The 25,306-nt window shown below is 69.2% G+C and carries 23 protein-coding genes and 1 tRNA gene; 10 read left to right on the top strand and 14 right to left on the bottom strand.

What is annotated here, in order from left to right:
* Positions 1 to 169 precede the first annotated feature (169 nt).
* The 8 genes from AC07OD_RS26265 to AC07OD_RS26230 all read right to left on the bottom strand — a co-directional run bounded on the left by AC07OD_RS26265 (position 170) and on the right by AC07OD_RS26230 (position 10,457).
* Positions 170 to 586 carry a hypothetical protein gene (locus tag AC07OD_RS26265; protein WP_494598380.1) on the bottom strand — a complete coding sequence of 139 codons (417 nt, stop codon included), beginning with the start codon at positions 584 to 586 and terminating at the stop codon, positions 170 to 172.
* 389 nt (positions 587 to 975) lie between these two features.
* Positions 976 to 1,050, bottom strand: a tRNA-Arg gene (locus AC07OD_RS26260).
* A gap of 50 nt (positions 1,051 to 1,100) precedes the next feature.
* Entirely contained in the window at positions 1,101 to 5,459 is a 4,359-nt protein-coding gene (locus AC07OD_RS26255) for a translocation/assembly module TamB domain-containing protein (RefSeq protein ID WP_494598379.1), read from the bottom strand.
* Between the two features lie 11 nt (positions 5,460 to 5,470).
* A complete protein-coding gene (locus tag AC07OD_RS26250) occupies positions 5,471 to 7,405 on the bottom strand; it encodes an autotransporter assembly complex protein TamA (protein ID WP_492253812.1) in 1,935 nt (644 codons plus the stop codon).
* 125 nt (positions 7,406 to 7,530) lie between these two features.
* Positions 7,531 to 8,718, bottom strand: coding sequence for a vWA domain-containing protein (locus tag AC07OD_RS26245; protein ID WP_218295980.1), 1,188 nt, complete (start codon positions 8,716 to 8,718; stop codon positions 7,531 to 7,533).
* An 18-nt stretch (positions 8,719 to 8,736) separates the two neighbouring features.
* Positions 8,737 to 9,339 carry a GNAT family N-acetyltransferase gene (locus tag AC07OD_RS26240; RefSeq protein ID WP_218295979.1) on the bottom strand — a complete coding sequence of 201 codons (603 nt, stop codon included), beginning with the start codon at positions 9,337 to 9,339 and terminating at the stop codon, positions 8,737 to 8,739.
* Between the two features lie 16 nt (positions 9,340 to 9,355).
* Positions 9,356 to 9,592, bottom strand: a complete 237-nt coding sequence (locus tag AC07OD_RS26235) for a hypothetical protein (protein ID WP_218339591.1) — start codon at positions 9,590 to 9,592, stop codon at positions 9,356 to 9,358.
* A 10-nt stretch (positions 9,593 to 9,602) separates the two neighbouring features.
* Positions 9,603 to 10,457: an AAA family ATPase gene (locus AC07OD_RS26230; RefSeq protein WP_218295977.1), complete on the bottom strand. Its 855-nt coding sequence runs from the start codon at positions 10,455 to 10,457 to the stop codon at positions 9,603 to 9,605.
* 106 nt (positions 10,458 to 10,563) lie between these two features.
* Between AC07OD_RS26230 and AC07OD_RS26225 the strand changes: the two genes are divergently transcribed.
* The 3 genes from AC07OD_RS26225 (at position 10,564) to AC07OD_RS26215 (ending at position 14,891) form a co-directional block, all read left to right on the top strand.
* Positions 10,564 to 11,226 (top strand): c-type cytochrome, encoded by a 663-nt coding sequence (locus tag AC07OD_RS26225; protein ID WP_218295976.1) that lies wholly within the window; start codon positions 10,564 to 10,566, stop codon positions 11,224 to 11,226.
* A 143-nt stretch (positions 11,227 to 11,369) separates the two neighbouring features.
* Positions 11,370 to 12,095, top strand: a complete 726-nt coding sequence (locus AC07OD_RS26220) for a helix-turn-helix transcriptional regulator (protein WP_369643213.1) — start codon at positions 11,370 to 11,372, stop codon at positions 12,093 to 12,095.
* Positions 12,096 to 12,209: 114 nt separating this feature from the next.
* Positions 12,210 to 14,891: an Ig-like domain repeat protein gene (locus tag AC07OD_RS26215; RefSeq protein ID WP_494598378.1), complete on the top strand. Its 2,682-nt coding sequence runs from the start codon at positions 12,210 to 12,212 to the stop codon at positions 14,889 to 14,891.
* 125 nt (positions 14,892 to 15,016) lie between these two features.
* Here the strand turns inward: AC07OD_RS26215 and AC07OD_RS26210 are convergent, their stop codons facing one another.
* On the bottom strand, positions 15,017 to 15,451 hold the full coding sequence (locus AC07OD_RS26210; RefSeq protein ID WP_218295973.1) for a DUF1841 family protein: 435 nt from the start codon (positions 15,449 to 15,451) through the stop codon (positions 15,017 to 15,019).
* A 219-nt stretch (positions 15,452 to 15,670) separates the two neighbouring features.
* On the opposite strand from AC07OD_RS26210, the gene AC07OD_RS26205 reads away from it, so the two are divergent.
* Complete coding sequence (locus AC07OD_RS26205; RefSeq protein WP_029413244.1) at positions 15,671 to 15,892, top strand: hypothetical protein; 222 nt, start codon at positions 15,671 to 15,673, stop codon at positions 15,890 to 15,892.
* Between the two features lie 102 nt (positions 15,893 to 15,994).
* Here AC07OD_RS26205 and AC07OD_RS26200 read toward each other — a convergent pair whose 3' ends face one another.
* Positions 15,995 to 16,804 carry an IclR family transcriptional regulator domain-containing protein gene (locus AC07OD_RS26200; protein WP_218339586.1) on the bottom strand — a complete coding sequence of 270 codons (810 nt, stop codon included), beginning with the start codon at positions 16,802 to 16,804 and terminating at the stop codon, positions 15,995 to 15,997.
* A 91-nt stretch (positions 16,805 to 16,895) separates the two neighbouring features.
* Here AC07OD_RS26200 and AC07OD_RS26195 point away from each other — a divergent pair, with 91 nt between their 5' ends.
* The 5 genes from AC07OD_RS26195 (at position 16,896) to AC07OD_RS26175 (ending at position 21,461) form a co-directional block, all read left to right on the top strand.
* Positions 16,896 to 17,597 carry a 3-oxoacid CoA-transferase subunit A gene (locus AC07OD_RS26195; RefSeq protein WP_218295971.1) on the top strand — a complete coding sequence of 234 codons (702 nt, stop codon included), beginning with the start codon at positions 16,896 to 16,898 and terminating at the stop codon, positions 17,595 to 17,597.
* 29 nt (positions 17,598 to 17,626) lie between these two features.
* On the top strand, positions 17,627 to 18,277 hold the full coding sequence (locus AC07OD_RS26190) for a 3-oxoacid CoA-transferase subunit B (protein WP_218339585.1): 651 nt from the start codon (positions 17,627 to 17,629) through the stop codon (positions 18,275 to 18,277).
* A gap of 72 nt (positions 18,278 to 18,349) precedes the next feature.
* Entirely contained in the window at positions 18,350 to 19,555 is a 1,206-nt protein-coding gene (gene pcaF, locus AC07OD_RS26185; RefSeq protein ID WP_492246401.1) for a 3-oxoadipyl-CoA thiolase, read from the top strand.
* Between the two features lie 14 nt (positions 19,556 to 19,569).
* On the top strand, positions 19,570 to 20,301 hold the full coding sequence (locus AC07OD_RS26180) for an SDR family NAD(P)-dependent oxidoreductase (protein ID WP_494598377.1): 732 nt from the start codon (positions 19,570 to 19,572) through the stop codon (positions 20,299 to 20,301).
* Between the two features lie 146 nt (positions 20,302 to 20,447).
* Positions 20,448 to 21,461 (top strand): Bug family tripartite tricarboxylate transporter substrate binding protein, encoded by a 1,014-nt coding sequence (locus AC07OD_RS26175; RefSeq protein ID WP_494598376.1) that lies wholly within the window; start codon positions 20,448 to 20,450, stop codon positions 21,459 to 21,461.
* A gap of 114 nt (positions 21,462 to 21,575) precedes the next feature.
* Here the strand turns inward: AC07OD_RS26175 and AC07OD_RS26170 are convergent, their stop codons facing one another.
* Entirely contained in the window at positions 21,576 to 22,178 is a 603-nt protein-coding gene (locus tag AC07OD_RS26170) for a short chain dehydrogenase (protein WP_218339581.1), read from the bottom strand.
* A gap of 127 nt (positions 22,179 to 22,305) precedes the next feature.
* Here AC07OD_RS26170 and AC07OD_RS26165 point away from each other — a divergent pair, with 127 nt between their 5' ends.
* Positions 22,306 to 23,217 (top strand): LysR family transcriptional regulator, encoded by a 912-nt coding sequence (locus tag AC07OD_RS26165; protein ID WP_494598375.1) that lies wholly within the window; start codon positions 22,306 to 22,308, stop codon positions 23,215 to 23,217.
* 152 nt (positions 23,218 to 23,369) lie between these two features.
* On the opposite strand, the gene AC07OD_RS26160 is transcribed toward AC07OD_RS26165, so the two are convergent.
* The 3 genes from AC07OD_RS26160 to AC07OD_RS26150 all read right to left on the bottom strand — a co-directional run bounded on the left by AC07OD_RS26160 (position 23,370) and on the right by AC07OD_RS26150 (position 25,274).
* Entirely contained in the window at positions 23,370 to 23,825 is a 456-nt protein-coding gene (locus AC07OD_RS26160; protein ID WP_494598374.1) for a PaaI family thioesterase, read from the bottom strand.
* Complete coding sequence (locus AC07OD_RS26155; protein ID WP_369643205.1) at positions 23,822 to 24,511, bottom strand: transglutaminase-like domain-containing protein; 690 nt, start codon at positions 24,509 to 24,511, stop codon at positions 23,822 to 23,824. The genes AC07OD_RS26160 and AC07OD_RS26155 overlap by 4 nt, the downstream gene beginning before the upstream one ends.
* A gap of 118 nt (positions 24,512 to 24,629) precedes the next feature.
* Positions 24,630 to 25,274, bottom strand: coding sequence for a trimeric intracellular cation channel family protein (locus AC07OD_RS26150; protein WP_494598373.1), 645 nt, complete (start codon positions 25,272 to 25,274; stop codon positions 24,630 to 24,632).
* Between the last annotated feature and the right edge of the window lie 32 nt (positions 25,275 to 25,306).

Below are 25,306 nucleotides of genomic sequence, written 5' to 3'. Positions count from 1 at the left end.
AGTAGATATGACATGGGGGCCTTTTTGCTCCGACCAAAAAGTGAGGAGGTAGGTTCGTGAGTGGCAGCTTCTGGCCGAATGACGACAATGAAAAAAGGCCCCGACATCACTGCCGGGGCCGTTCGTTTTTCAGCGCCAGGGCACGCGCCCGGCTGCGTTCATCGCGACATCAGGCGGCCGCGTCTGCCTCCGCCCGCTGCAACTGAAGCGCCTGCACCGGCGTGAGGTACGCGCGCCCCGCGAACGCCCCCAGCTCCAGCACGCCCAGCGCCTCCACCTCGGGCTGCTGCTGCGCCTCCGGTCGCTCCAGTGCCACGGCCGACAGACGCTGCCAGATGAACTTCATGCGGTAGGCCCGCGCATCGTCCGAACGACGGTCAACACCCAAGGGGTCGGGTACATGCACCATCAGCGCCATGGCCCGCGTGAGCGCCTCCTCGCACTCTGCCAGGGCCTTGCAGGCCTCCAGCCGAGCATAGGCCGCGTAGGCCGCATCGTGGGTATTCGCATACCGCTCCGCAGCGCGGGCTGCGGCGGCCTGAATGGGCAGCGCCGTGCGCTCCGAATCGGCCAGCGCCTCGCGCAATTCCTCGGCGATGGCCAGCGCATCGTTCTTCGCGAACAGCGCCTCCTTGACCGCCTTGGTCTTCCGGCGCGGCTGGGGGCATATCCGTGCCGAACTGGGGGCACATCGGGCCGCAGCGTGGTGGGTTCGATGGGTTTCAGGGGCCTGTTTTCGCCCGCTGGCGCGCGGAAAACCGCCCTGGGGCCGTCCTTGGCCATGGGGGCATCTGGCCCCCGGGTGGGGGCATAAAAGAAATGTGCCCCCACTTTTGAAAAATGTGCCCCCAAATGTGCCCCCAATTCGCGCGGATGGGGGTGGACGGGTCTGGACGGGTGCGGACAGCTAAGATGCTGATTTCAAAGGAGAAATAAAAAAGTCCGGAAGAGTTTGGACTCTTACGGACTGGTCACTGGTCCCCTCGACAGGAATCGAACCTGTATCTAGCGCTTAGGAGGCACTCGTTCTATCCATTGAACTACGAGGAGGCAGCCGCGCATTGTAGTGGGGCCGCGCGTGCCTTCCCGGAGGTGGGGTCTCAGTCGTACTTCACCGTGTAGATGATGTCCACCGCGCTCTTCTCGCCGGTCTGCCCGCGCAGCGTGAGGCGGCGCGAGAGGTCGTAGAAGATGTACAGCGTGCCCAGCGTGCCCGACAGGCTGCGTTCGTAGGTCACGTACAGGTCCTTGGACAGGCGCTTGCCGAAGGTGAGGGCGGCGGCGCTGGCGTCTTCGCCGGAGCCGGGGCCCTTGAAGCCGATCTCGTCCAGGCCGACCCGGCTGGCCATGTTGGCCGCCGTGTTGTTGTTGCCGCCCCTCCCCAGCAGCGCCAGCGCGGCCTGCTGCAGCACGGCGGCCTCGGCGCCGCCCGCGGCTGCGTTGCGACCCAGCACCACCCACGAGAGTTTTTCCGCGTCGGGCAGTTCGGGGTCGGAATACAGGCGCACGCGGGGGGCCTGGGCGCTGCCCGTGACCTGCACGCCCGCGCGCACGCTGATGTTGGGGCGCAGCGCGAGGATGTCCAGCGACGGGTTGTTGTACGGGCCGTTGAAGCGGATGAGCCCGGTCTCCACGTCCAGCATCTGTCCCCAGGCCCGGTAGCGGCCTTCCTCGGTGCGCACCTCGCCCGTCACGCGGGGTGGGGCGCCGGGCACGGCGCTGCTGCGGATGTCCACCTCGCCCGTCAGCCGGGTGGTGATGCCATGGCCGCTCAGCGCGAAGTCGCGGCCCAGGTTGAGAGTGACCGCGATGTCGGGTGGCTTGGCGGTTTCTGCCTGCGCCGCCACCTGGCTGGCCTTCGCGGCGGCCTGCGCCCTGGCCTGGTCCTCGCGGTCCTTGGCGGCCGAGCGCACGACGACGTCCGAGCCCAGGCTGGGGGCGTTTTCGTCGGGCAGGATGATGGTGGCCCGGTCGGTGGTGAGCTTGCCGCGCAGGCTGATCTGGCCCTGCTGCAGCTGGGCCTGCAGCTGGCCCGACACGCTGATCTGCCGGTCTGCGCGCACGAGCACCTGCAGGGCCTTGGCCTCCGCCTGAAATCCCATGGCAATGCCCGAGAGGCCGTTGGCGGCATCGCCCCAGGTGATGCGGCCCGTGCCGGTGAGGGTGCCGCCGTCCTGCGGCGCGGCCGTGCGGTTGCCGCTGAAGCCCGCGATGCGCGCGCCGCTGCCGCGCCCGCCCTGCAGGCGGAACTCGGTGATGTCGAGCTGGTTGCCTTGCAGCGTGGCACGCAGGCGGCCGCCCTGCAGGTCCACGCCGTCCACGGCGGACCGCACCGCCAGGTCGTCCGCGCCCAGGGTTCCCGACCAGCGCGGCGCGTTGCGGGTGCCCGACAGGGTGGCGCTCGCGTCCAGCGTGCCGCGCACGCGCCAGCCGGGCGGGGCCAGGGCCGACCACATGCCCACGTCGGGCAGGCGCGCGCGCAGCGTGCCAGCCAGTGGCGCATCCGGTGCCCAGGCAAGGCTTGCGGTGCCGGTGCGCTGTGGTGCGTCTGCCGCGCCCGGCCGTGCGGGTGCGGGGACCGAGGCGGCCGCGGCGGGGGTGCCCGCGGGCCCCGCGAGCGACAGGCGGGTGTTCACGTTGGCGTCGATCTCTCCGGCGCGCTCGCTCATCCACCGCACACGCGCTCGCAGGGCTTCGCCGTCCAGATCGAGGGTGGCCTCCGCCTCGCGCACACCCGCTGCCGTGCCCGCTCCCGCCGGTGCTGCCGAGGCCTCGGTGGCGATCGCGGTGGCGGCGCCCGCGCCCTTGCCCTGGCCGCTGCTCTGCACGGCCGTCACGGCGGTGGGGTCTCCGGCCAGGATGCGCAGGTCGCCGCTGGCCCTGCGCAGGCTGGCGCTGGCGCGTGGGTTGGCTGTGGTGGTGTCCACGTTCCACTGGCCGTCCAGCACGATGCTGTTGGCCAGGCCCATGCGGGCCAGCAGGGGCTGGGCCGGGCGGCCCGCGGCGGCAGGGGTGTCCCCCGCGCCCAGCGCGTCGACCCAGGCCATGGGCAGGCCTTGCAGCGTGCCCTGGGTCTGCACCCGCAGCGCGGGCCCGGAGGCCACGCGCACGGGCTGCCAGCGCAGGACCACGGTGCCCGGCAGCGGGCCGTTCAGGCGGGCCTGGCCTGCGGAGGTTTCCACCGACAACGGGGCGGTGCCCGGGGTTCGCGCGGTGATGTGCAGTGGTTCGGACAGCTGCAGGGTCCATGGCCCGGGGCGCTGTGTGTCCTGCGCCTGCAGGCGCATCTCGCCGACCTGTACCTGCCACTGCGCGGGGGCGGCCAGCCCGCCGGTCAGGCGGGTCTGCAGTGCAACGCGGTGGGCCTGTGCACCCTGAGACGCATCCATGCGGGCCTCTCCTTGCAGCGACAGCGCGGCCTGTGCGAAGGTGCCGGAAAGCTCGGCCTTCACGGCGCGCAGCTGTACCGCGGTGGCGCCCCGGCCGGTACCTGGGGCGGGCGGCAGCGACAGTTCCATGTGCGCGGTGCCAAGGGTGGCCTGCAGCTCGAAGGTGTCCTTGCCCGCTGGCGGCGCACTGCCGCCGCCGGCCGCCTGCAGCTGGCGCACCAGCGTCTGCCAGCCACCTTTCCAGCGGGCGGTGAGCTGTCCCGCGCCCTTGGCGGAGATGCCCTGCATGGCGCCTTGCAGCGTGCCGCCCGCCAGCGGCAGGCTGGCCAGCCAGCGCTGGGTGGTGTCGATGTCGCTCCACTGCACCTGCAGGTCGCCGCCACCGGCGAGCGGCGCGGCATGGCCCTGGGCACGGGCGGTGGCGCCGGGCACTGTCAGCACCATCTGGCCCTGCACGGAAGGCGGCCCGCCGAGCGCGATGCGCAGGTCGGTGGCCTCGGCGCGCGCCTGCAGGGCGTCGAGCAGCAGGCGTTCGAGCCGCAACGTGCCGCCAGTGCCGGCCTGCGGGGGCGGGGCGGGCTGCCAGTGGCCTTGCGCGGTGAAGGTGTTGATGCGCAGGGCGGAAGCCCGGCCGCCCGCCGCCCGGCTGCCCGCCGCGGCGGCGCGGATGTCCGCCGTGAAGCGCACGGTGTCGCCCTGCGCCGTCTGCGCGCTGAGGCGGCCTGCCAAAGGGGCGGCCGCGAAGGCGGTGTGCAGTGCATCGGGGCGCAGGTTGCGCACCTGGGCCTCGCCTTCCATCGCGTGGGTGGCCGGGGTGTAGTGGCCCTGCAGCGTCACCGTGCCATCGCCGGCCGAGGCCGTGGCGGCAGGCACGGTCCAGCGGGTGCCGTCATAGCGGGCATCGGCCCGCAGGGCCGTCAAGGGCAGGCGGGCCTGGTCCCAGGGGCCTGGGAGCTCGTTGTGCAGCTGCGCTTGCACCGACCAGTGGGTGCCGCCGCCTGCCGGTCCTGGCCCCGCCTGCACGGTGCCGTGCAACTGGGTCGCCGGCGCCTGGGGCCAGAGCGCCGCGAGGTCGATGGCGTGCAGCGTGGCGCTGGCAGCCTGCAGGGGCTGGGTCGCCCAGGGCGCGAGCGTGGCCTGCACATCGGCCTGCATGGGTTGCGCTGGGGCGGGGGCGGGCGCCTTGGTGGGCGACGCTGGAGCCCGGGGCCCCCGCGTGCCCGGGGCTGGCGCGGGCGTGGAGGTGCCGGGGGAGGGGCTTACACGCGCTTGCAATTGCAATCGCGCCGCAGCGGTGGCCAATGTGCCCTGCAGCGTGGCGTGCGCCTGCACCTGCATGGCGGGTTCGCCGCCAGGCACGGCGGTGTGCACGGTGCCATCCACGCTGGCATCCAGTGCCATGGGGGGCTGTGCGCCCAGGGTGGCCCGCGCGCTGTAGCGGCCCTGGGCCAGCTCCACGCTGTCGATGTTCAGGCGGTGCTCGCGGCCGTCAAACCGGTAGTCGCCCGCCAGGCCCAGCGCTTGCACGGCGGGCGATCCGGCCCATTGCAGCTGGTCGACACGAAACGGCACGCCGATGTGCAGCGGCAGCACAAGCTGCGTGAGGGGTGTGGCGGGTTCGGCATCGGGCTGGCTGCCCTGCGGCGTGATCTGCACGCGCGCGGCATGCACTTCGCCCAGTTCCAGCCGCCGCTGCAGCAGGGGGGCCAGCTGCCAGCCCAGGCGGATGTCGGTGACCTCGACGGCCAGGGCCGGGCTGCTCCAGCGCAGCCAGCCGATGTGCCCGCCCTGGCGCAGCGATCCGGTGACCTCGCGGCTTTCCAGCTGCTGGCCGGCCGGCAGGTAGCGGGCCGCCCGCGCGAGCGCCGTGGCCAGCGAGGTGCCGCTGCCCGTCCACCACCACACCGCCGCCACGGCGGCGATCATCAACGCCACCAGGGCCACCAGAAGCCAGCCCGCGGCCCGCGCGGCGCGGCGCGCGCGCCGGGCTGGCGGGCGCGGCCCGGAAGACGACGCCCCGGCGCTGAAGTCCGAGGAGCGGGCGTGGGGCTTGGGGGTGTCGGGGTGCATCCGCCCGGCCATCAGAAGCTGAAACCCAGCCGCAGGTGCAGCCGCAGTTCCTTGGTTTTCACGCCGTAGGCCAGATCGGCCTGCAAGGGGCCCACGGGGCTGCGCCAGCGCACGCCGGCACCCACGCCCACGCGCGGGTCCAGGTCCCCCATGCGGTCCGCCACGGCGCCCGCGTCCACGAACAGGGTGCTTTCCCAGTCGGTCATGGCGCCGCCGTAGACGATGGGCCGCTGCCATTCGACGCTGCCCACGGCCAGGTAGCGGCCTCCATAGAGCTGGCCGTTGTCCGTGCGCGCACCGATGCTGCGGTACCCGTAGCCGCGCACGGTGGTGTCGCCACCGGTCAGGAAAAGCTGGGTGACGGGAATCTGCGCGCCATCGCGCGCCACCACGGCGCCGGCTTCCGCCCGCAGCGCCACACGGGCGCTGCGGGCCACGCCCGCCGCGTCCTGCACGCGCCCCGCCGGGAGGAACGATTGCCACCGCACCAGCGTGCGCACGAACGGGTCGCGCTCGGGCCGCAGCGTGGTGCCCAGTCCCAGTTCCACGGCAATCCCGTGGCCCCGCGTGGGGGCCGTGGGGTTGTTGAAGTAGCGGCCCGTCCACCCGTAGTTCACGCTGACGGCCGTGCCCGATGGCGGGGCGTTCAGGCCTTGGCTGTTGGCGTAGTCGTACTGCAGGAAGTAGTTGCGGTCGATGTGCTTCGTGCTCTTGCTGCGCCCCGAGCGCAGGCGCCCGCTGTTGACTTCGTAGTCGCCCGTCGATTCACGCTGCAGCTGGCCGCCCGCGAACCAGCGCCAGCCCCGGTTGTCTGGCAGGTCGGTCCATTCGGTGCCCGCGAGCTTGGTCTCCCGGTCCAGCGACAGCTTGCTCACGGCGCGCCATCCCAAGCCGGGCAGCTGGTTGTGGATGTGCTCCAGGGACAGGCGTGCGCCGCTGTCGGTGGAGAAGCCGGGCCCGAACACGAGCTTTTGCAGCGGGGCTTCGCGCACCTGGGCAACGATGGGCGCGGCCTGGGGGTCGGTGCCCTCGGTGTCGAGCGTGAGGAACACCGCGTCGTAGTAGCCGCTGCTGGCCAGGCGCAGCTGGGCGTCCAGCAGTTCGGCCTCGTCATAGACCGCGCCCGTGGGCAGCCGCGCCAGGCGCCGGGCGCCGTCAGGGTCGTAGCGCTGGCTGCCATCGACCCGCAGTGGGCCGAAGCGGTAGACCGGCCCGGGGTCGTAGGTCACGCTGAGCCTGGCTTCGTGCTTGTCGGCATCCACCTGCGCGCGGCTGCTGGCAATGCGCGCGGTGGGGTGGCGGCGGGCCTGAAGCTGGCGCAGGCCGTCGGTCTTCGCCGAATCCCAGGCCGATTGGGTGAATGGCTGGCCGGGCGAGAGGGACCAGTCGCGCTGCACGCGCTGCTGCTGGCGCAGGCTGGCTTTCGTGTCGGCAGCGTCGTTTTCCTGCGCCTGCGTGCCGGCGATGGCGGGGCTGGCGGCGCCCGCGAAGTCGATGTCCGCGCTGGCGATGCGGGTCTGGGGCCCTGGCTCCACGGTCACCGTCACGGTGCGCGGCGCGGTCTTGCTGTCGGGGGTGTCGGTCAGCTCCACCGTGATGGTCGGGGCGAAGTAGCCCATGGTGCCCAGCAGTTCGCGCGCATTGGCGTCGGCCGCGCCCAGCAGGCGCTGCAGCTCGTTGGCGTGCAGGTCGGGCAGATTGCGAAAGCGCTGCAGCTCCAGGTGGCGCTCCAGCGTCTCGCGCACGCTGTCCGGGGCCTTGACCTGCACGTTGAACGACGGCGCATCCGATGCGGCGATGACCGGCGCGGGCGCCGAGGCGTCGCGTTCCTCCGCGCGGGGCAGCAGGCTGCAGCCCTGCAGGGCCAGCGCTCCGAAAAGCAGCAACGCCGGCCACGGGGCCGGCGTTGGAGATGTGGCGGTAGGGCGCGGGATGCTGAAATGCACGACAGGACGGTATTGGAGTGGAACGTGGCCCGCAGGCCTTGCCCCGCCACTATGCACCGAAAATAAGACCGCCTGTGTCAGACAGTTACGCGCGATGGACCGGTGCGCGCCGCGGGCGCCCCTGCCTACTTGGACAGCAGCCGCATCGTCTCTTCGAGCCCCTTGAGCGACAGCGGGTGCATGCGGTTGCCGACGAGCTGCTGGATGATGCTGATGCTCTGCCGGTATTGCCACACGCCCTGGGGCTCGGGGTTGATCCACGCGTGCTTGGGGAAGGCGTGCGTGAGGCGCTGGATCCACTCCGCCCCCGCCTCCTCGTTGTTGTATTCCACGCTACCGCCGGGCTGCAGGATCTCGTAGGGGCTCATGGTCGCGTCGCCCACGAAGATCAGCTTGTAGTCCTTGTTGTACTTGCGGATGATGTCCCAGGTGGGAAACTTCTCCGCGAAGCGGCGGCGGTTGTTCTTCCACATGAAGTCGTACACGCAGTTGTGGAAGTAGTAGAACTCCAGGTGCTTGAACTCCGTCTTCACGGCGGAAAAGAGTTCCTCCACGCGCTGGATGTGCTCGTCCATGGTGCCGCCCACGTCCATCAGCAGCAGCACCTTCACGTTGTTGTGGCGCTCGGGCACCATCTTGATGTCGAGGTAGCCCGCGTTGGCGGCCGTGCTGCGGATGGTGTCGGGCAGGTCCAGCTCCAGCTCGTGCCCCTCGCGCGCGAACTTGCGCAGGCGGCGCAGGGCCACCTTGATGTTGCGCGTGCCCAGCTCCTGCTGGTCGTCGTAGTCCTTGTAGGCGCGCTGCTCCCACACCTTCACGGCGCTCTTGTTCTTGCCCGCGCCGCCAATGCGCACGCCCTGCGGGTTGTAGCCGCCGTGGCCAAACGGGCTGGTGCCGCCCGTGCCGATCCACTTGCTGCCGCCCTCGTGGCGTTCCTTCTGCTCTTCGAGCCGCTTCTTGAGCGTCTCCATGAGTTCGTCCCAGCCCATCTTCTCGATGGCTGCTTTCTGTTCAGGCGTGAGCTCGTTCTCCAGGATCTTGCGCAGCCAGTCGGCCGGGATCTCCTTGGTGAAGTCGGCCACCATCTCCACGCCCTTGAAGTAGGCGCCGAAGGCCCGGTCGAACTTGTCGTAGTGCTTCTCGTCCTTCACGAGCGTGAGGCGCGAGAGGTTGTAGAAGTCGTCCAGGCTCCAGGCATCGTCGGACTTGGGGCCCACCACGCCAGCCTGCAGGGCTTCGAGCAGGGTGAGGTATTCCTTGACCGATACCGGCAGCTTGGCCGAGCGCAGGGTGTAGAAGAAGTCGATGAGCATGGTTCTGGCCTCCAGCGTTTACTGGGAAAGCGTGTGGCGCTCTAAAAGGTATAGCAGCTGCGCCTTGGCTTCGGGCCATTCGCCCGAGCGCATGCTGTACATCACCGTGTCGCGGACGGTGCCGTCGCGGCGCAGGGCGTGGCCGCGGATCACGCCGTCCTTCCTGGCGCCCAGGCGCTCGATGGCTTTTTGCGAGGCGAAGTTGTAGTTGTCCGTGCGCCAGCCCACCACATGGCTGCCCAGCGTGTCGAAGGCGTGGCCCATCATCATCAGCTTGCACGTGGTGTTGACGTGGGTGCGCTGCACGCTCTGGCGGTACCAGGTGTAGCCGATCTCCACGCGCTTCACCGCGGGCAGGATGTCGTGGTAGCTCGTGGAGCCCAGGACCTTGCCGCTGGCATCCTCCACCACGGCGAACGCGAAGCGGTTGCCGTCCTCGCGCATCCTGAGCGCCGTCTCGATGTAGGCACGCGTGTCCTGGGGCTCGGGCACCGAGGTGACGCGCAGCTTCCACAGTTCGCCATCGGCGGCTGCGGCGGCCAGGCCGTGTTCGTGGGACAGCGCCAGGGGTTCCAGGCGGATGCCGCGGTCGCGCAGGGTGACGGGTTCTACAAAGGCCATGTGTCGTTGCCCTTCATCAGTCCTTGGAAGGCTTGTTGCGCCGGTGCGTCTGCCAGCGCCGTGCCGCATGCAGGCCCAGGCCGCCGCCTAGGCCCACGAGGGCGATGCCCCCCAGCGCCTTGTTGCCGTAGCCCGGCGCGAAGATGTCCAGGCCCAGCCACTGGCCGAGCCAGAAACCGGCGAGGGCGCCGCCGACAAAGCCGATGGCGTCGGCAATGCCGTCCATGAGGGAGGGGGTGGTGGGTGCGGCCATGGCGGGGGGACTACCGGTTCCGCTGGTTCATGAACACCAGCTTTTCGAAAAGGCTCACGTCCTGCTCGTTCTTGAGCAGCGCGCCCACCAGCGGCGGCACGGCCACCTTATTGTCGGCGCTTTGCAGCGCGGTCAGCGGAATGTCTTCGGCCACCAGCAGCTTGAGCCAGTCGAGCAGTTCGCTGGTCGAGGGCTTCTTCTTCAGGCCGGGCAGGTTGCGCACGTCGTAGAACGTCTTCATCGCCACGCCCAGCAGCTCGCTCTTGAGCGTGGGGAAGTGCACGTTGACGATCTGGCGCATCGTGTCGGCTTCGGGGAACTTGATGAAGTGGAAGAAGCAGCGGCGCAGGAACGCGTCGGGCAGCTCCTTCTCGTTGTTGGAGGTGATGAACACCAGCGGGCGGTGCTTGGCCTTGATGAGCTCGCGCGTCTCGTAGCAGTAGAACTCCATGCGGTCGATCTCGCGCAGCAGGTCGTTCGGGAATTCGATGTCGGCCTTGTCGATCTCGTCGATCAGCAGCGCCACGGGGCGGTCGGCCGTGAAGGCCTGCCACAGCACGCCCTGGATGATGTAGTTGCGGATGTCCTTGACGCGCTCGGCGCTGTCGCCATCGCCCAGCTGGCTGTCCCGCAGGCGACTGACCGCGTCATACTCATACAGGCCCTGCTGCGCCTTCGTGGTGGACTTGATGTGCCATTGCAGCAGCGGCATGTCGAGCGCCTGGGCCACTTCCTCGGCCAGCATCGTCTTGCCGGTGCCCGGCTCCCCCTTGATGAGCAGCGGGCGTTGCAGGGTGATGGCCGCATTCACGGCGAGCATCAGGTCTTGGGTGGCGACGTAGTTCTGGGAGCCTTGGAATTTCATGGGGGCGAATCACCGGATCGTTGATGAATGGGCTTGACAGGCGCTGGCTATAATCGGCGGTTGATCAGAGCCCAGAGCTGAACTTCCACGAGATTGTGCGCGCAAAATGAACAAAACGCTGACCACGCTATTTGCCCTGGCTGTCGCTTCCGTGACCGCCCTGTCCCATGCCCAGGAAGCCAAAGGCGACGTGGAAGCCGGCAAGCAGAAGATTGCCATGTGCATTGGCTGCCACGGCATTCCGGGCTACCAGGCCAGCTTTCCCGAAGTGCACAAGGTGCCCATGATCTCGGGCCAGAGCGCCAAGTACATTGCCTCGGCGCTCGTCGCCTACCAGAAGGGCGAGCGCAAGCATCCCACCATGCGCGGCATCGCGGATTCGCTGAGCGAAAAGGACATCGCCGACGTGGCCGCCTACTATGAGCAGCATGGCAAGACGGGGGCCGAACTGCCCGCCAAGCCCGGCCGCGAACCCAGCGTGCAGGTGGCCGAGCTTCTGAAGAAGGGCGCCTGCGTTTCGTGCCACGGCGACAACTTCGCCAAGCCCATCGACCCCTCGTACCCCAAGATCGCGGGCCAGCACGCGGACTACCTCTTCGTGGCCCTCAAGTCCTACAAGGCCGAGAAGAACCCCAACGTGGGCCGCAGCAACGCCATCATGGGCGGTGTGGCCAAGCAGTTCACCAATGCGGAGCTGAAGGCGCTGTCGGGCTACATCAGCGGCATCGACGGCGACCTGCACGTGGTGCCGCAATCGCGCTTCCGCTGAGCGCTGCGGTGTGCCACCAAGAAGACGCCCCTCCTGCGAGGGGCGTTTTTGTTGGTGGCGGGGCATGACGGGCGGCTGAGGGTCAGCTTCGGCACGGGACGCTGGTATTTTTGAACGGTTGCATCGATCCAGGCGGAGACACGATGGGCTATCTCGACTCGCATTCTTTGCACCGGCTGAGCCACGCGACGCTGCTGGTGCATTCGACACGGGACCCGAACGACCTGTCGAGCAACCTGCTCCAGGCGCTGCGCAGCGTCGTGGGCGGAGACATCTTCGTTGTCGACTGGCGCAACTGCACGCCGACGCTGCGCACCCTGTATGCGCCGGAGCGCGCCGTGTCGCGCGAAATCAACGAGGCCGTCCATCAGCACCTTGGCGACAATCCCGGCTACGGCAAGCGCCGCGTGCCGATGAGCATTTCCGACCAACTCTCGCCGACGGCGTGGAGCCGGTGTGCGCTGAACGCGGAGGCCTATGGCCGTGTCGGCCAGAAGGATGGGCTGGGCCTGGACATCGACCTTGGCGAAGGGCGCATGCTCACGCTCAATGTCACGCGCGCAACGCGCGGCTTCGGCGACCCCGAGCGCACGTCGCTCGCGCTGCTGGAGGGCCACATCCGCCAGACGCTGGGCCGCCTGCAGGCCCGCAGCAGGCGCCGCCACATCGCGCACCGGCTGCACGATCGCGCCTTGAGCGAGCGCCAGCGCGAAGTGCTCGTGGCGGTGGCCCATGGCGCGACCAACGCCGAAGTCGCGGCAAGGCTCGGCATCCGCCCGGGTACCGTCAAGCGCCATCTCGAGGACATCTACGTCAAGACAGGCGTCGGCAGCCGGCACCAGCTCGCCGGTTGGCTGGCTGACGAATAGGCGCGCGCGGTCGTGTGCCGTCGGCACATGACCTGTGAATTTTCCTCCCCTACGATCCATCGCGATGCTGCGGCGGGCCGTGATCCGCCGCCAAAACCGAAGACAGGGGATGAGATGGGCAGGAGTGTCTGGCACCTGACGGGCGCGTTGTGCCTGTTCGCCGCCGTGTGCGCGGCGCTGGTCCTGGGGGGCTGTGCCATTGTCGTGCAGACGCAATGGATCGAGGCGCCGCTGGTCGCGGACGCGAGTCTGCGGGGATCGGATTACGCACCGAGCAATCCCGATGGCCTGCGGATCAATGAACAGCAGCAGGCGGTCGTCCGCTTCTCGCTCGATACGCTTCCCAACGGCAACATGGTCCTGGTGTCGCGGGCGGGCTCCGGTCAGCCGCTCCAGGTGGGGCCGTCCGCCTATGCGCTGACCGCGGACAAGATCGCCAGGGCCAGGATCGTCGTCTATGTCCAGAACGTCCGGGTGGCCGGCAGCGTTGCGTTGGTTCCCCTCGAAGGCAATGGCTGCTGGCCGCAGGAAAGCGTGGCGCCTGCATGCGTGGAGGGCCCGCCGACGCCTGGCGTCGACCCGGACTACCAGGCCGGAAGCAGCGTGCGCAAGCCGGTGGCCATTCGCCAACCGGGCTTTCGGAGCTTCGACGCCACCGACATCGTCAAGTCGTGGGTGGACGGCAGCCGCGCCAACAACGGCATCAAGATCGTCAGCGTCCCAGGTGCCGATGCGTCCCATGCCGACTTCGATGTCGCGGCGAAGGAATCGAGCCCGGGCAAGACGCTGGTGCCGCATTCCGTCCAGTTGTTGATCACGCTGTCGGATTTGACGGGGGTGTCATCGAATGCCGCATCGTCGTCCCAGATCCAGGAGAGCGCTCCCGGTGCGGCGGATGCGGGCCGTGCCGATCTGCGGCTGAGCGGCACGGCCGGAAGCCGCGGCGTCGCGCTGCTCAAGACGCCGGAGCTTCCTTTTGTGGTCCGCAGCATCATGCAGTATTCCTCCACGCCGCTGCAGGCCAGCCTCGTGACCTATGCCAGCAGCGTTTCGCAACCGGCCACGCTGCGGCTCTCCCCGGCCGAGGACTTCGACGCGGGCACCGTCTCCTGGAACACCCAGCCCGCGTGGGACGACGCCCGGGCGGCGACGGCGCCTGTGGCGGGCCCGGGCGCGGTCAGCGTGTTCGATTTCAGCCGCAACTACGCGGAGCTGCTGGCGGACGAACAGAATGCGAACCCCGGCACGACGGATTCCGCGCTGCCAGGCTATGCGGCCGCACTCGAGCCGGACGCCGGCGCTCTCGCCACCGTCGATGGTGTGCCGAACAGCACCACTGCGCGCGCGCCGCGGGCAACACTGGTGTACAAGACCCCCGAGGCGCTCCAGGGTCCGCTGGCTATTTTTCAGGGCGTGAGACTCTTCGATCCCGACGACGCGGGCCCCTGGGGCTGGGAGACCGCCTACATGCCGGCCTCGCAGTCGTTCAGCATGCGCATCGGCCAGCCCTCCTCTCCGTTTGGAGTGCGGCCGCAAACGGTGTGGAGCGACACCCACGCCATCGGCTTTCTTTCTGTGCCCGTCAACGTTGCGGCGCCCGGCACGGGCGCGAGCGCGACCTTCCCTTCCGGGAGGAATACCTTCGAGACGATGGGCTCCGACAACTGGACCCCCGTCGTGCCCACGGCCAATCGTGTCGTCGGAAGCTACCTCGTGCACATCACGATGCCGGGGCACAACGCGCGCTTTGATCTGCAGTTTCACAACCTGCCGCTTCCGGTGCCCGCATTGCAAGGGCCGTCCACCGTGCTGCTGCCCGCGGGACAAACGGCGGTTTCGCTGCCTGCGACGGCCCCGGCCGATCCTGCCGCAGGATTCGTATTGGCGGTGGACGATGCCGTCGTCAACGCCCATATCGACAACACGACGAAATGGAGGATCACGAGCTCGGTGGCGGGCGACGTCCTGCCTGGCGTGATCGCGCAGAGCGATGGCAGCGTGGGCTGGCCCATCGGCTTTGCCGCGGCCGGGCCGCGGACGCTGACCGTGACGAGCCAGGGCGATGCCTCGGTCCGGGCATCGATGCAGACGACGGTGCAACAGCAGTCGAGCGTGCGCCTGGCTCAGCCGCTGGCCGGAGCCACGTTCGTCTACGGCCAGGCGATCACGCTCCTGGCCGAAGTGACGGGGGGAGCGGGGCCGCCGGCCGGCAGCGTGCACTTTTCCGATGGCGCGGCGACGGACCTTGGCGATGCGGGGCTTGATGCCTCCGCCAGGGCGGCTCTCGCGCGCCAGTTGCCCGTTGGACGGCACGACGTCCAGGCGGCCTATGCAGGCGACACCGCCAGCTTCACGCTGCCTTCGGTGTCCAATCCGGTGGCCATCGAGGTCCTGCCAGCTTCGACGGGTATCGCCCTGGGGGCGGTGGGACCGGTCGGTCTGGGCGGTTCGGTGACGGTGCGGGCGGCGCTGGCGGTGGCCGCGCCGGGGGGCGGCACGCCGACGGGAACGATCACGATCACGAACACCACCGACGGCCTGAGCTGCAGCTACGCGGCGGCCGCGGCGGCGCCAGGCTGCTCACTGCGGCCGAAGGGCTCTGGCACGAAGGCGCTGACCGCGAGCTACTCCGGCGACGGCAATTTCCTGGCAAGCAGCGCGGCGGGGACCCTGGTCGTGAGCGCATCGCCCACCCCGGTGCCGGTGCCCCTGTTCTCGCGGGAAGGGCTCGGGCTGCTGGTGCTGCTGCTGGCCGGCACCGCGCTGGCGCACAAGGCGCGCAAGCCTGGGCGCTGAGCGGGGAGGGTTCAGCGCCGCATGCGAATTTGCATGCAGCCGGGCAACCAGGCGGGAAGCCCAGGACAGGGCTGCAGCATGGCGAGGCGAACCAACGACGCCATGCGGTTGGAGGCCAATCCGTCTCAGTCCCGCGTGGCCCGCCGCTGCACGCAGGCGATGTAGGCCTCGCCGTCCGGCGGGCGGCCGGCGCGCTGGCTTTCCCACAGCATCTCGCCCAGGCAGTCCATGGCGGCGTGGTGCGCATCGTGCAGCGAGTCGAGCCGCGCGGTCAGCAGCTCCACCGCCTGGCGGATGCCGCGCGGCTGGTCGATGCTGCACTGCTCGCTGATCGACAGGTGCATGGACAGGTGCAGGAAGGGGTTGGTCTGGCCCGGCGTCTCGTCGTAGTTGCGCGCCACGGCGGCATCGGCGTCGGACAGGTCGGTGTGGTACTCGGGGTGCTCGGCGATCCACAGGCTGGCCAGCGTCTCGATGGCTTCCATGGGCGCGCCGGCCTGGGTCTTGGCGTGCACCCCGCAGAGAAAGCGGCGCACGTCGGCTTGGGAGGGGCTGAACATGGGGCGTGAGCGTAGCACGCAGCCCTGGCGCACAGGGCGTGCAGGGTTGCACGCGGCGCCGGAGTGCGGCTGGCGCGCCGGGGCGGGTGCGCGACGCGCGGCAGCGGCGGTGTCCTACGCGGGCGCGGCGGGAGCTGCCCTACATTGGCGATGCGCAGGGACAGGGAGCCGGGCCCGCTCTGCCGCAGTCCCTGAATACCCGGTGTTGGGAGATCTGTCATGAATGCAATGCGAATCGTTGGTGTGCTTTTGTTGGTGCTGGGCTTGGCAGGTTTTCTGACGGGGGGCTTCAGCTTCACCAAGGACACCACGCAGGCCAAGCTGGGCCCGCTGGAGCTGACGGTCAAGGAAAAAGAGTCCGTCAACATTCCCCAGTGGATGAGCCTGGGGGCGATGGTACTGGGCGGCGTGGTGCTGGTGCTGGGCTTTCGCAAGAACTGAGCCTTCACCACCCCAGCGTGGGCGCCCTGTGCGCGCAATGCGCTTGCCGGTGCCAGGCTGGCACCGGGGTGAAGCCGCCCGGCGGCCGCCGGGCCCTGGGCTTCACTCTCCCCGGCCGCGCGGCGCACCCATCATGCGCGAGATGGTCTTCGCGGCGCGCAGCAGCGCGGGCAGCAGGCTCTCCTGCATCATGGCCGCGCTGGTGCGGTTGGCCTGCCCGCTGATGTTGAGCGCCGCCACCGTCCGCCCCATGCGATCGGCCAGCGGCGCGGCGATCGAGATCAATCCTTCCTCCAGCTCCTGGTTCACCAGGCACCAGCCCTGCTGGCGTGCCTCGCGGATGCGCGACAGCAGCGCGGGCAGTTCGGTGGTGGTGTGCGCGGTGAAGCGCTCCAGCGGATGCTGCGCCAGGCGGGCCTCCAGCTCCTCATCGGGCAGCCCGGCCAGCAGCACGCGGCCCATCGAGGTCCAGGGCGCGGGCAGGCGCGAGCCCACGCCCAGGTTCGTGCGCATGATCTTGTGCGTGGGCACGCGCAGCACGTAGACGATGTCGAGGCCGTCGAGCACGGCGGCCGAGGACGACTCGCGCACTTCTTCCACCAGGTCCTCCATCACCGGCTCGGCCAGGTTCCAGATCGGCAGCGATGAAAGGTACGCAAATCCCAGGTCCAGGATGCGCGGGCTCAGCCGAAAGAGCTTGCCGTCCGTCTCCACATAGCCCAGCGTCTGCAGCGTGAGCAGGATGCGGCGCGCACCCGCGCGCGTGAGGCCCGCACGGGCCGCCACTTCGCTCAGCGTCTGCTGCGGCGTGGCCGCGCTGAACGAGCGGATCACCTCCAGCCCGCGCGCGAACGACTGCACATAGCTGTCGCTGGGCTTGGGGTCTTTGGCGTCAGGGGTTTGGATATTCATACGTGCGCCTACTATAATTCTTTATGCGAACATTTGTTCTATAAGCGAACAAATTGAAACCGAAGATCAAGCAAATCACGAAAGCGTTTCGATGATCAACAAACTGGCGGACTCGGTGGCCCAGGCCCTGCAAGGGGTGAAGGATGGTGCCACGGTGTTGATAGGCGGATTTGGCACGGCGGGCATTCCGGGTGAGCTCATCGACGGGCTCATCGCCCAGGGCGCCCGGGACCTGACGGTGGTGAACAACAACGCCGGCAATGCCGACCAGGGCCTGGCCGCGCTGCTCAAAGCGGGGCAGGTGCGCAAGATCATCTGCAGCTTTCCGCGCCAGGTCGACAGCTATGTGTTCGACGACCTGTACCGCAGCGGCAAGCTGGAGCTCGAGCTCGTGCCCCAGGGCAACCTGGCCGAGCGCCTGCGGGCGGCGGGGGCGGGCATCGGCGCCTTCTTCTGCCCCACGGCTTACGGCACCGAGCTGGCCGCCGGCAAGGAAACGCGCGAGATCAACGGCAGGCACTACGTGCTCGAATTCCCCATCCACGGCGACGTGGCGCTGATCAAGGCCGAGCAGGGCGACCGCTGGGGGAACCTCACCTACCGCATGTCGGCCCGCAACTTCGGGCCGGTGATGGCCACCGCCGCCAAGACCACCATCGCCACCGTGCACGAGGTGGTGGAGCTGGGCGCGCTGGACCCCGAGGCCATCGTCACCCCCGGCATCTACGTGAGCCATGTGGTCAAGATCGACCGCACGGCCACGCAGGCGGGTGGTTTCAAGAAATCGGCATGAAATCGGCCTCTACCGCACAAGGATAAAGCGTGAGCAGCTATCAAAAGCGTAGTAAAGAAGAACTGGCGAAACGGGTGGCGCAAGACATCCACGACGGCGCCTACGTCAACCTGGGCATCGGCCAGCCCACCCTGGTGGCCAACCACATTCCCGCGGGCCGCGAGGTCATCCTGCAAAGCGAGAACGGCATCCTGGGCATGGGCCCGGCACCCGCCGCAGGCCTGGAGGACTACGACCTCATCAACGCCGGCAAGCAGCCGGTGACGCTGCTGCCCGGTGGCGCGTACTTCCACCACGCCGACAGCTTCGCGATGATGCGCGGCGGGCACCTCGATATCTGCGTGCTGGGCGCCTTCCAGGTCAGCGCCACGGGCGACCTGGCCAACTGGAGCACCGGCGAGCCCGGTGCCATCCCGGCCGTGGGCGGCGCGATGGACCTGGCCATCGGCGCCAAGCAGACCTGGGTGATGATGGACCTGCTGACCAAGCAGGGCGCGAGCAAGATCGTCGAGCGCTGCAGCTACCCGCTCACCGGTGTCGCTTGCGTGAAGCGCATCTACACCGATCTGTGCACACTGGCCTGCACGCCCACGGGGCTGCAGCTCATCGACACCGTGCCGGGCCTTTCCCACGCCGAACTCGAAAGCCTGGTGGGCCAGCCCATCCGTCCGGCGGCCTGAGCACCCGCGGGCGCCCCGAATCCCTTCCCTTTTCAACGAGCCGATCCACCGAGATCCGAGGAGACAAAAAACATGACCACCCAAGCCTTCATCTGCGACGCCATCCGCACCCCCTTCGGCCGCTACGGCGGCGCATTGAGCAGCGTGCGCACCGACGACCTGGGCGCCATCCCCATCAAGGCGCTGATGGACCGCAACCCCGGCGTGGACTGGGCCGCGGTGACCGACGTGCTCTACGGCTGCGCCAACCAGGCCGGCGAGGACAACCGCAACGTGGCCCACATGAGCAGCCTGCTGGCGGGCCTGCCCATCGACGTGCCCGGCGCCACCATCAACCGCCTGTGCGGCTCGGGGCTGGACGCCGTGGGCACCGCCGCGCGCGCCATCAAGGCGGGCGAGGCGGGCCTGATGATCGCGGGCGGCGTGGAGAGCATGAGCCGCGCGCCCTTCGTCATGCCCAAGGCAGAAAGCGCCTTCAGCCGCAACAACGCGGTGTACGACACCACCATCGGCTGGCGCTTCATCAACAAGCTGATGAAGGAAAAGTACGGCGTGGACTCCATGCCCGAAACCGCCGAGAACGTGGCCACCGACTTCGGCATCGAGCGCGAGGCGCAGGACCGCATGGCGCTGCGCAGCCAGCTCAACGCCGTGGCGGCCATCAAGGACGGCCACCTGGCGCGCGAGATCGTGCCGGTGCACATCCCGCAAAAGAAGGGCGACGCCATCGTCGTCAGCCAGGACGAACACCCCCGCGAGACCAGCCTGGAAGCGCTGGCCAGGCTCAAGGGCGTGGTGCGGCCCGATGGCACGGTGACAGCGGGCAACGCGTCGGGCGTGAACGACGGCGCCTGCGCGCTGCTGCTGGCCGATGAAGCCCATGCCGCCAAGTACGGCCTCAAGCCCCGCGCCCGCGTGGTGGGCATGGCCGTGGCCGGTGTGGCGCCGCGCATCATGGGCTTTGGCCCCACGCCCGCCACGCAGAAGGTGCTGGCGCAGACGGGCCTGACCATCGACCACATGGACGTGATCGAACTCAACGAAGCCTTTGCCGCGCAGGGCCTGGCCGTGCTGCGCGCCCTGGGCCTCAAGGACGACGACGCGCGGGTGAACGCCTGGGGCGGCGCGATTGCGCTGGGCCACCCGCTGGGTGCCAGCGGCGCGCGGCTGGTCACCACCGCCGTGAACCGCCTGCACGAGCATGCGGGCCAGTACGCGCTGTGCACCATGTGCATCGGCGTGGGCCAGGGCATCGCCATCATCCTGGAGCGCGTGTGACAGTGGCCTCTGCAGTGACTTCCTACACCCCCGTCACCGTCGTCACCGGTGCCAGCAACGGCATCGGCCGCGCCATTGCCGAAGCCGTGCTCGCCCAGGGCCGCGCAGTGGTCAATCTGGACTACGCGCTGCCCACGTGGAGCCACCCGCTGCTCACCTCGTACCAGGGCGACCTGACCGACGAGGCATCGACCCGCGAGCGCGCGGCAGAGATCGCCGCCAGGCACAACGTGACCGCCCTGGTGAATAACGCGGGCGCCACGCGCCCCGGCACCATCGACACCGCCACCACCGCGCAGCTGGACGACGTGGTGGGCCTGCACCTGCGCGCGCCCATGCTGCTGGTGCAGGCCTTTCTGTCCACGCTGCGGGCCTGCGGCCAGGGCCGCATCGTCAACATGTCGTCGCGCGCCGCGCTGGGCAAGAGCGACCGCGTCGTCTACTCGGCCACCAAGGCCGGGATGATCGGCATGACGCGCACGCTGGCCATGGAACTGGGGCGCGACGGCATCACCGTCAACGCCATCGGCCCGGGGCCGATCGCCACCGAACTGTTCCGCCAGAGCAACCCCGAGGGCGCGCCGCAGACCGAGCGCATCCTGAACAGCATCGCGGTGGGCCGCATGGGCACGCCCGACGACGTGGCGCGCGCGGCGCTGTTCTTCCTCTCGCCCGACAACGGTTTCGTGACCGGGCAGGTGTTGTACGTGTGCGGTGGTACCACGCTCGGCGTGGCACCTGTCTAGCCACCTGAACGCATTTTCACTGCAGCCCTGAAAGGGGCGCACCCCCTGTTCTCGCCCGGAGGCCTTGGCGCCCGGTTGAGGCCATGGCGCGGCGGATGCCGCGCTCGTGACACCCATTTCATCCACCTTCCTGAAGGAGACAAACCATGACCCGTTCCATCCACACCACCCGCCGCTTTGCGCTGTCGGCCGCTGCCTGCGCGGGCATCGCCGCCATCGCCGTTGGTGGCCTGCTGGGCAGCAGCGCAGCCACGGCCCAGGCCTATCCCACCAAGCCCGTCACCATCGTCGTGCCCTTCGCGGCCGGCGGCACCACCGACATCCTGGCGCGCATCATCGGCCAGGCGCTGACCACGGAAATTGGCCAGTCGGTCATCGTGGACAACCGCGCGGGCGCGGGCGGCAACATCGGCGGCGCGCTGGCGGCCAAGGCCCCGGCGGACGGCTACACGCTCTTCATGGGCACGGTGGGCACGCATGCCATCAACGCCGCGCTGTACAAGAAGATGCCCTTCGATCCGATCAAGGACTTCGCGCCGCTCACGCGCGTGGCCAATGTGCCCAACCTGCTGGTGGCCAACCCCGCACAGCCCTACAAGAGCGTGAAGGAGCTGATCGCCTACGCCAAGGCCAACCCCGGCAAGGTGAACTTCGGTTCCTCGGGCAACGGCAGCTCCATCCACCTGTCGGGCGAGCTGTTCAAGAGCCTGGCCAAGGTGGACATGGTGCACGTGCCCTACAAGGGCAGCGCACCGGCGGTGACCGACCTGCTGGGCAACCAGATCGGCATCATGTTCGACAACATGCCCTCGGCCATCCAGCATGTGCGCAGCGGCAAGCTGGTACCCATCGCGGTGACCACGGCCAAGCGCTCGCCCGAGCTGCCCAACGTGCCCACCATCGCCGAAGCCGGCGTGCCCGGCTACGAGGCCACGTCGTGGTTCGGCATGTTCGCGCCCGCCGGCACGCCCGCGCCGGTGCTGGCCCGGCTCAACACCGCGCTGGCCAAGGTGCTGAACCAGGCCGAGGTGAAGAAGAAGATCAACGAGCAGGGCGCCGAGACGTACAGCGAAACGCCCGAGCAGTTTGCCGCCTTCATCCAGGCCGAGTCCGTGAAGTGGGGCAAGGTCGTCAAGGAATCCGGCGCGAGTCTGGACTGATCTGCGCCTTCGATCATTGATGCTACTAAATTGATAGCTTCTGCCGCTTGCTGGACAAGCGGCAGCAGCTATTTTCTTTTCATGCCCAGACGGGTAGGGTGCAGGTGGCCGTGATCATTGCACGCGGTACACCCGCCCCGTCTGCGCGCCTTCCACGCTGCGCTGGTAGCCGCGCGCGGCGCGCTCGGCAGACACCGTGTCGAAGCCGGGGAAGAACGGCCCGTACACGCCCACCGATTCGGTGAGGATGGTGGGGCTCACGGCGTTGATGCGCAGGCCGCGCGGCAGCTCGATGGCGGCGGCGGCCACGAAGCCCTCGATGGCGGCGTTCACCGCCGTGGCGCTGGCGCCGTTGCGGATGGGCTCGATGGACAGGATGCCTGCGGTCAGCGTGATGGAGCCGCCATCGGCCAGGTACTTCTGGCCGATCAAAGCCAATTGCACCTGGCCCAGCAGCTTGTCCTGCAGCCCCAGGTTGAACTGCTCGGGCGTCATGTCGGCCAGCGGGCCGAAGTGCAGGTTGCCGGCGGTGCTGATGATGGCATCGACCTGGCCCACCGCCTCGAACAGCCTGGCGACCGAGCCCGGCTGGGAAAAGTCTGCGCGGTGCGTGCCGCTGCTGCGGCCCACGGTGATCACGTCGTGGCGCGCGCCCAGGTTGGCCAGCACGGCCTGGCCGATGGTGCCGCTCGCGCCGATGAGAAGAATCTTGGACATGGTGTTTTCCTTTGCTTGAAAAAGAACGGGTGGAGGAACAGACAGGCCCCGATTCTTTTGCGAATCAATCAATGCATAAAGTACATTGAAGTTCTTCTTGTGCTAACCATTGATTAGGAATCAGCCCATGGACAAACTGCGCAACATGGAAGTCATGGTGGCCGTGGTCGAAGCCGGCAGCTTCGCCGCCGCCGCGCGCCAGCTGCAGGTGTCGGCCGTGATGGTGGGCAAGCACATCCAGCAGCTCGAAACCCACCTGGGCGCACGCCTGTTCCAGCGCAGCACGCGCCAGAACAGCCTGACCGAGGTGGGCGCCGCGTTCTACGAAGACAGCAAGCGCGTGCTGGAGCAGGTGCGCTGGGCCGAGTCCGCCGTGGAGCGCAGCCGCGCCGTGCCGCAGGGCCTGCTGCGCGTGAGCGCGCCGTTCACGCTGGGCAACCACGTCATCGCGCCGCTGGTGGCCGACTTCCTGCAGCGCCATGACCAGGTGCGCGTGGACCTGCAGCTCACCGACAGCGTGGTGGACCTCACGGGCGAGGGCTTCGACGTGGCCGTGCGCATCGGCCAGGTGGTGGATGAGGGCCTGGTGGCGCGCCCGCTGCGCCCCTACCGCATGGTGATCGCGGCCGCGCCGGCCTACCTGCAGCGCCATGGCACGCCCGGGCGCGCCGACGATCTGGCCCGCCACCAGTGCCTGAGCCATTCGGTATGGCAGCGCCGTGTGGAATGGACGCTGCGCGATGGCGACGCGGAGTTCTTCTGGCCCGAGAACGCGCGTTTTGTGTGCAACCAGGGCGACGGCCTGCGCCAGGCCGCGCTGCGCGGCCTGGGCCTGATCATGCAGCCCGAGGTGCTGCTGGCCGACGACCTGGCCAGTGGCGCCCTGGTGCCGGTGATGCAGCACTGCCTGCCGGTGGCCCGCGCCGTGCAACTGGTCTATGCGCCGGACCGGCGGCAGCTGCCCAAGCTCGCGCGGTTCGTGGAGCATGTGGTGGGAGTGATGGGCATCGCGGGCGATGCTGCCGCGCCGCGGGCGTAGCCCTTCCCCATGCCATGGGCGGCTACCCGGCGTGGTCTGGCGATGCGGCCATGGCGAGGCGCCCGTGTTCGCCGCGCGCCGCCGGGGCCGAGGGCCTGCGCACCTGCAGGCCGTGACAGCGGCCACCACGGCGGCCCTGGCCGCCGGGCGGGCTAGGCAGGGCCCGTGGGGCCTATCTTGAACACCCCGCTCACCCGCGCGCAGGGCACGCCATCGGCCGTCACCAGGCCCTGCGCGAACACCAGCGAGCGGGTGATGCGCAGCGGCTCGGCCTCGCCCTCCACCCAGGCGCCCAGCGGCGCGGGGGCCAGGTAGTCGATCTGCAGGCTGATGGTGGGCAGGAAACGGCCGGCCACCTCGGTGCTCTTGCGGTGCACCGACAACGGCAGCAGCATGTCGCAGAAGCTGGCCATCATGCCGCCGTGCAGGTTGTTCATGGGGTTCAGATGGCGGTGCTCCACGCGAAAGCCGAATTTCACCACCGCACCTTCGTGCCGCAGGTACAGCGGGCCGTTGTGCTCGATGAACGGGCCGCCCGAGGGCAGGGCCGCGAAGCCATCAGGGACCTGGGGCGCGGTGCCCGGTGCCGCCAGCGGGGCCTGCGTCATCGCGCCGCCTCCTGCTCCACGTCGCTCGCAAAGCTCGCGCCGTGCAGCGCGCTCGTGGTGCCGCCACCGAGCCAGCCGCCGTACACGGCCTGGAAGTCGGCCACGATCCGCGCCAGCGGCATGTCGTCGAAAGCGCCGCGCTGCAGCACGTATTCCATGTGGCGCTGGCCGGTCTTGTCGAACGGGTGGTAGATCGAATCGTTCTCGCCATCGAACTCCAGCGGCAGCAGGCCAAAGCGGTCGCACAGCTCGATGTTGAAGGCGGGCGTCGCCTTGCGCCACTGGCCGTCGAGCCAGATGTCGGTGTAGCCGTGCCAGATGAAGAGGTCGGTCTTCATGGTCTCGCGCATGCGCTCGGTGCTGAGGTGGTTGCGCACATCGGCAAAACCCATGCGCGCGGGAATGCCCGCCGCGCGGCACGCGGCGGTGAGCAGCGCGGCCTTGGGCACGCACCAGCCATGGCCCTGGGCCAGCACGGTGCTGGCCGCCATGCCGTGCGGCGACAGGTCGATGCGGTACGGGTCGTAGCGAAAGCCGTCGCGCACGGCCAGGTACAGGGCGACGGCGCGCTCGCGGTCGGTGGCGCCGCGCGCATGCTTGGCCGCGAAGGCCTGGATGGCGGGGGCGTCGCTGTCGATGAGCGCGGTGGCGCGCAGGGCGGCGGGGGTGGGGTGGTCCGGGGTCATGGTCTCGATACTCCTCGCGGCCCAGTGTGCAGGCCGCGCCGGTGCAGGGCTGTCACGGTGGTGCCACGCGGCACAGTGTGCCGGATCGGCGGCCGGGATGGCGGCCTCTGGTTTCTTGTCACACCCGCCAGGCGGGCAACTGCCAGTTGCGCCACAGCGCCAGCCCGCGCAGCCCGGCCGTGAGCAGCACGCAGGCCACGAGCGGAGCCCAGTCCGGCGCCTGCATCTGGCGCAGCGCCACGTCGGCCCAGCCGCCCGCGAAGGCGCACAGCGCGTAGGGGCGGTGGTCGCTGAAGGCCTGGGGCACCTCGTTGCACAGCACGTCGCGCAGCACGCCGCCAAACACGCCCGTGGTCACGCCCATCATCACGGCAATGATCGGCGGCATGCCGATGGCGGTGGCGATGTCCACGCCCACCGCCGCGAACAGGCCCAGGCCAATCGCGTCGGGCAGCAGCATGGCGCGCTCGGTGGGCTGAAAGTGGCGCTGGCGCATGAACAGCATCGCGCCCACGCACAGGGCCAGGATGCCCCAGACAAAACCGGTGTGGCGTATCCAGAAGAAGGGCCGCTGGTCCAGCAGCAGGTCGCGCAGCGTGCCCCCGCCGAAGGCCGCGACGAACGCCACCACACACACGCCCACGGCGTCGAGCCGCTTGCGCGCGGCGGCGATCACGCCCGAGAGGGCAAACGCGATGGTGGCGGCCACTTCCAGGAAGAAGCGCAGGGTGTGCACCCAGGGGGCGTCGAGCAGCTGATCCATGGGCGCGATTGTGCCGTGGCGCTGCAGGCGCT

The organism is Acidovorax sp. GW821-FHT10E03 (assembly GCF_059415205.1).
This window is presented reverse-complemented; position numbering and strand designations above follow the sequence as displayed.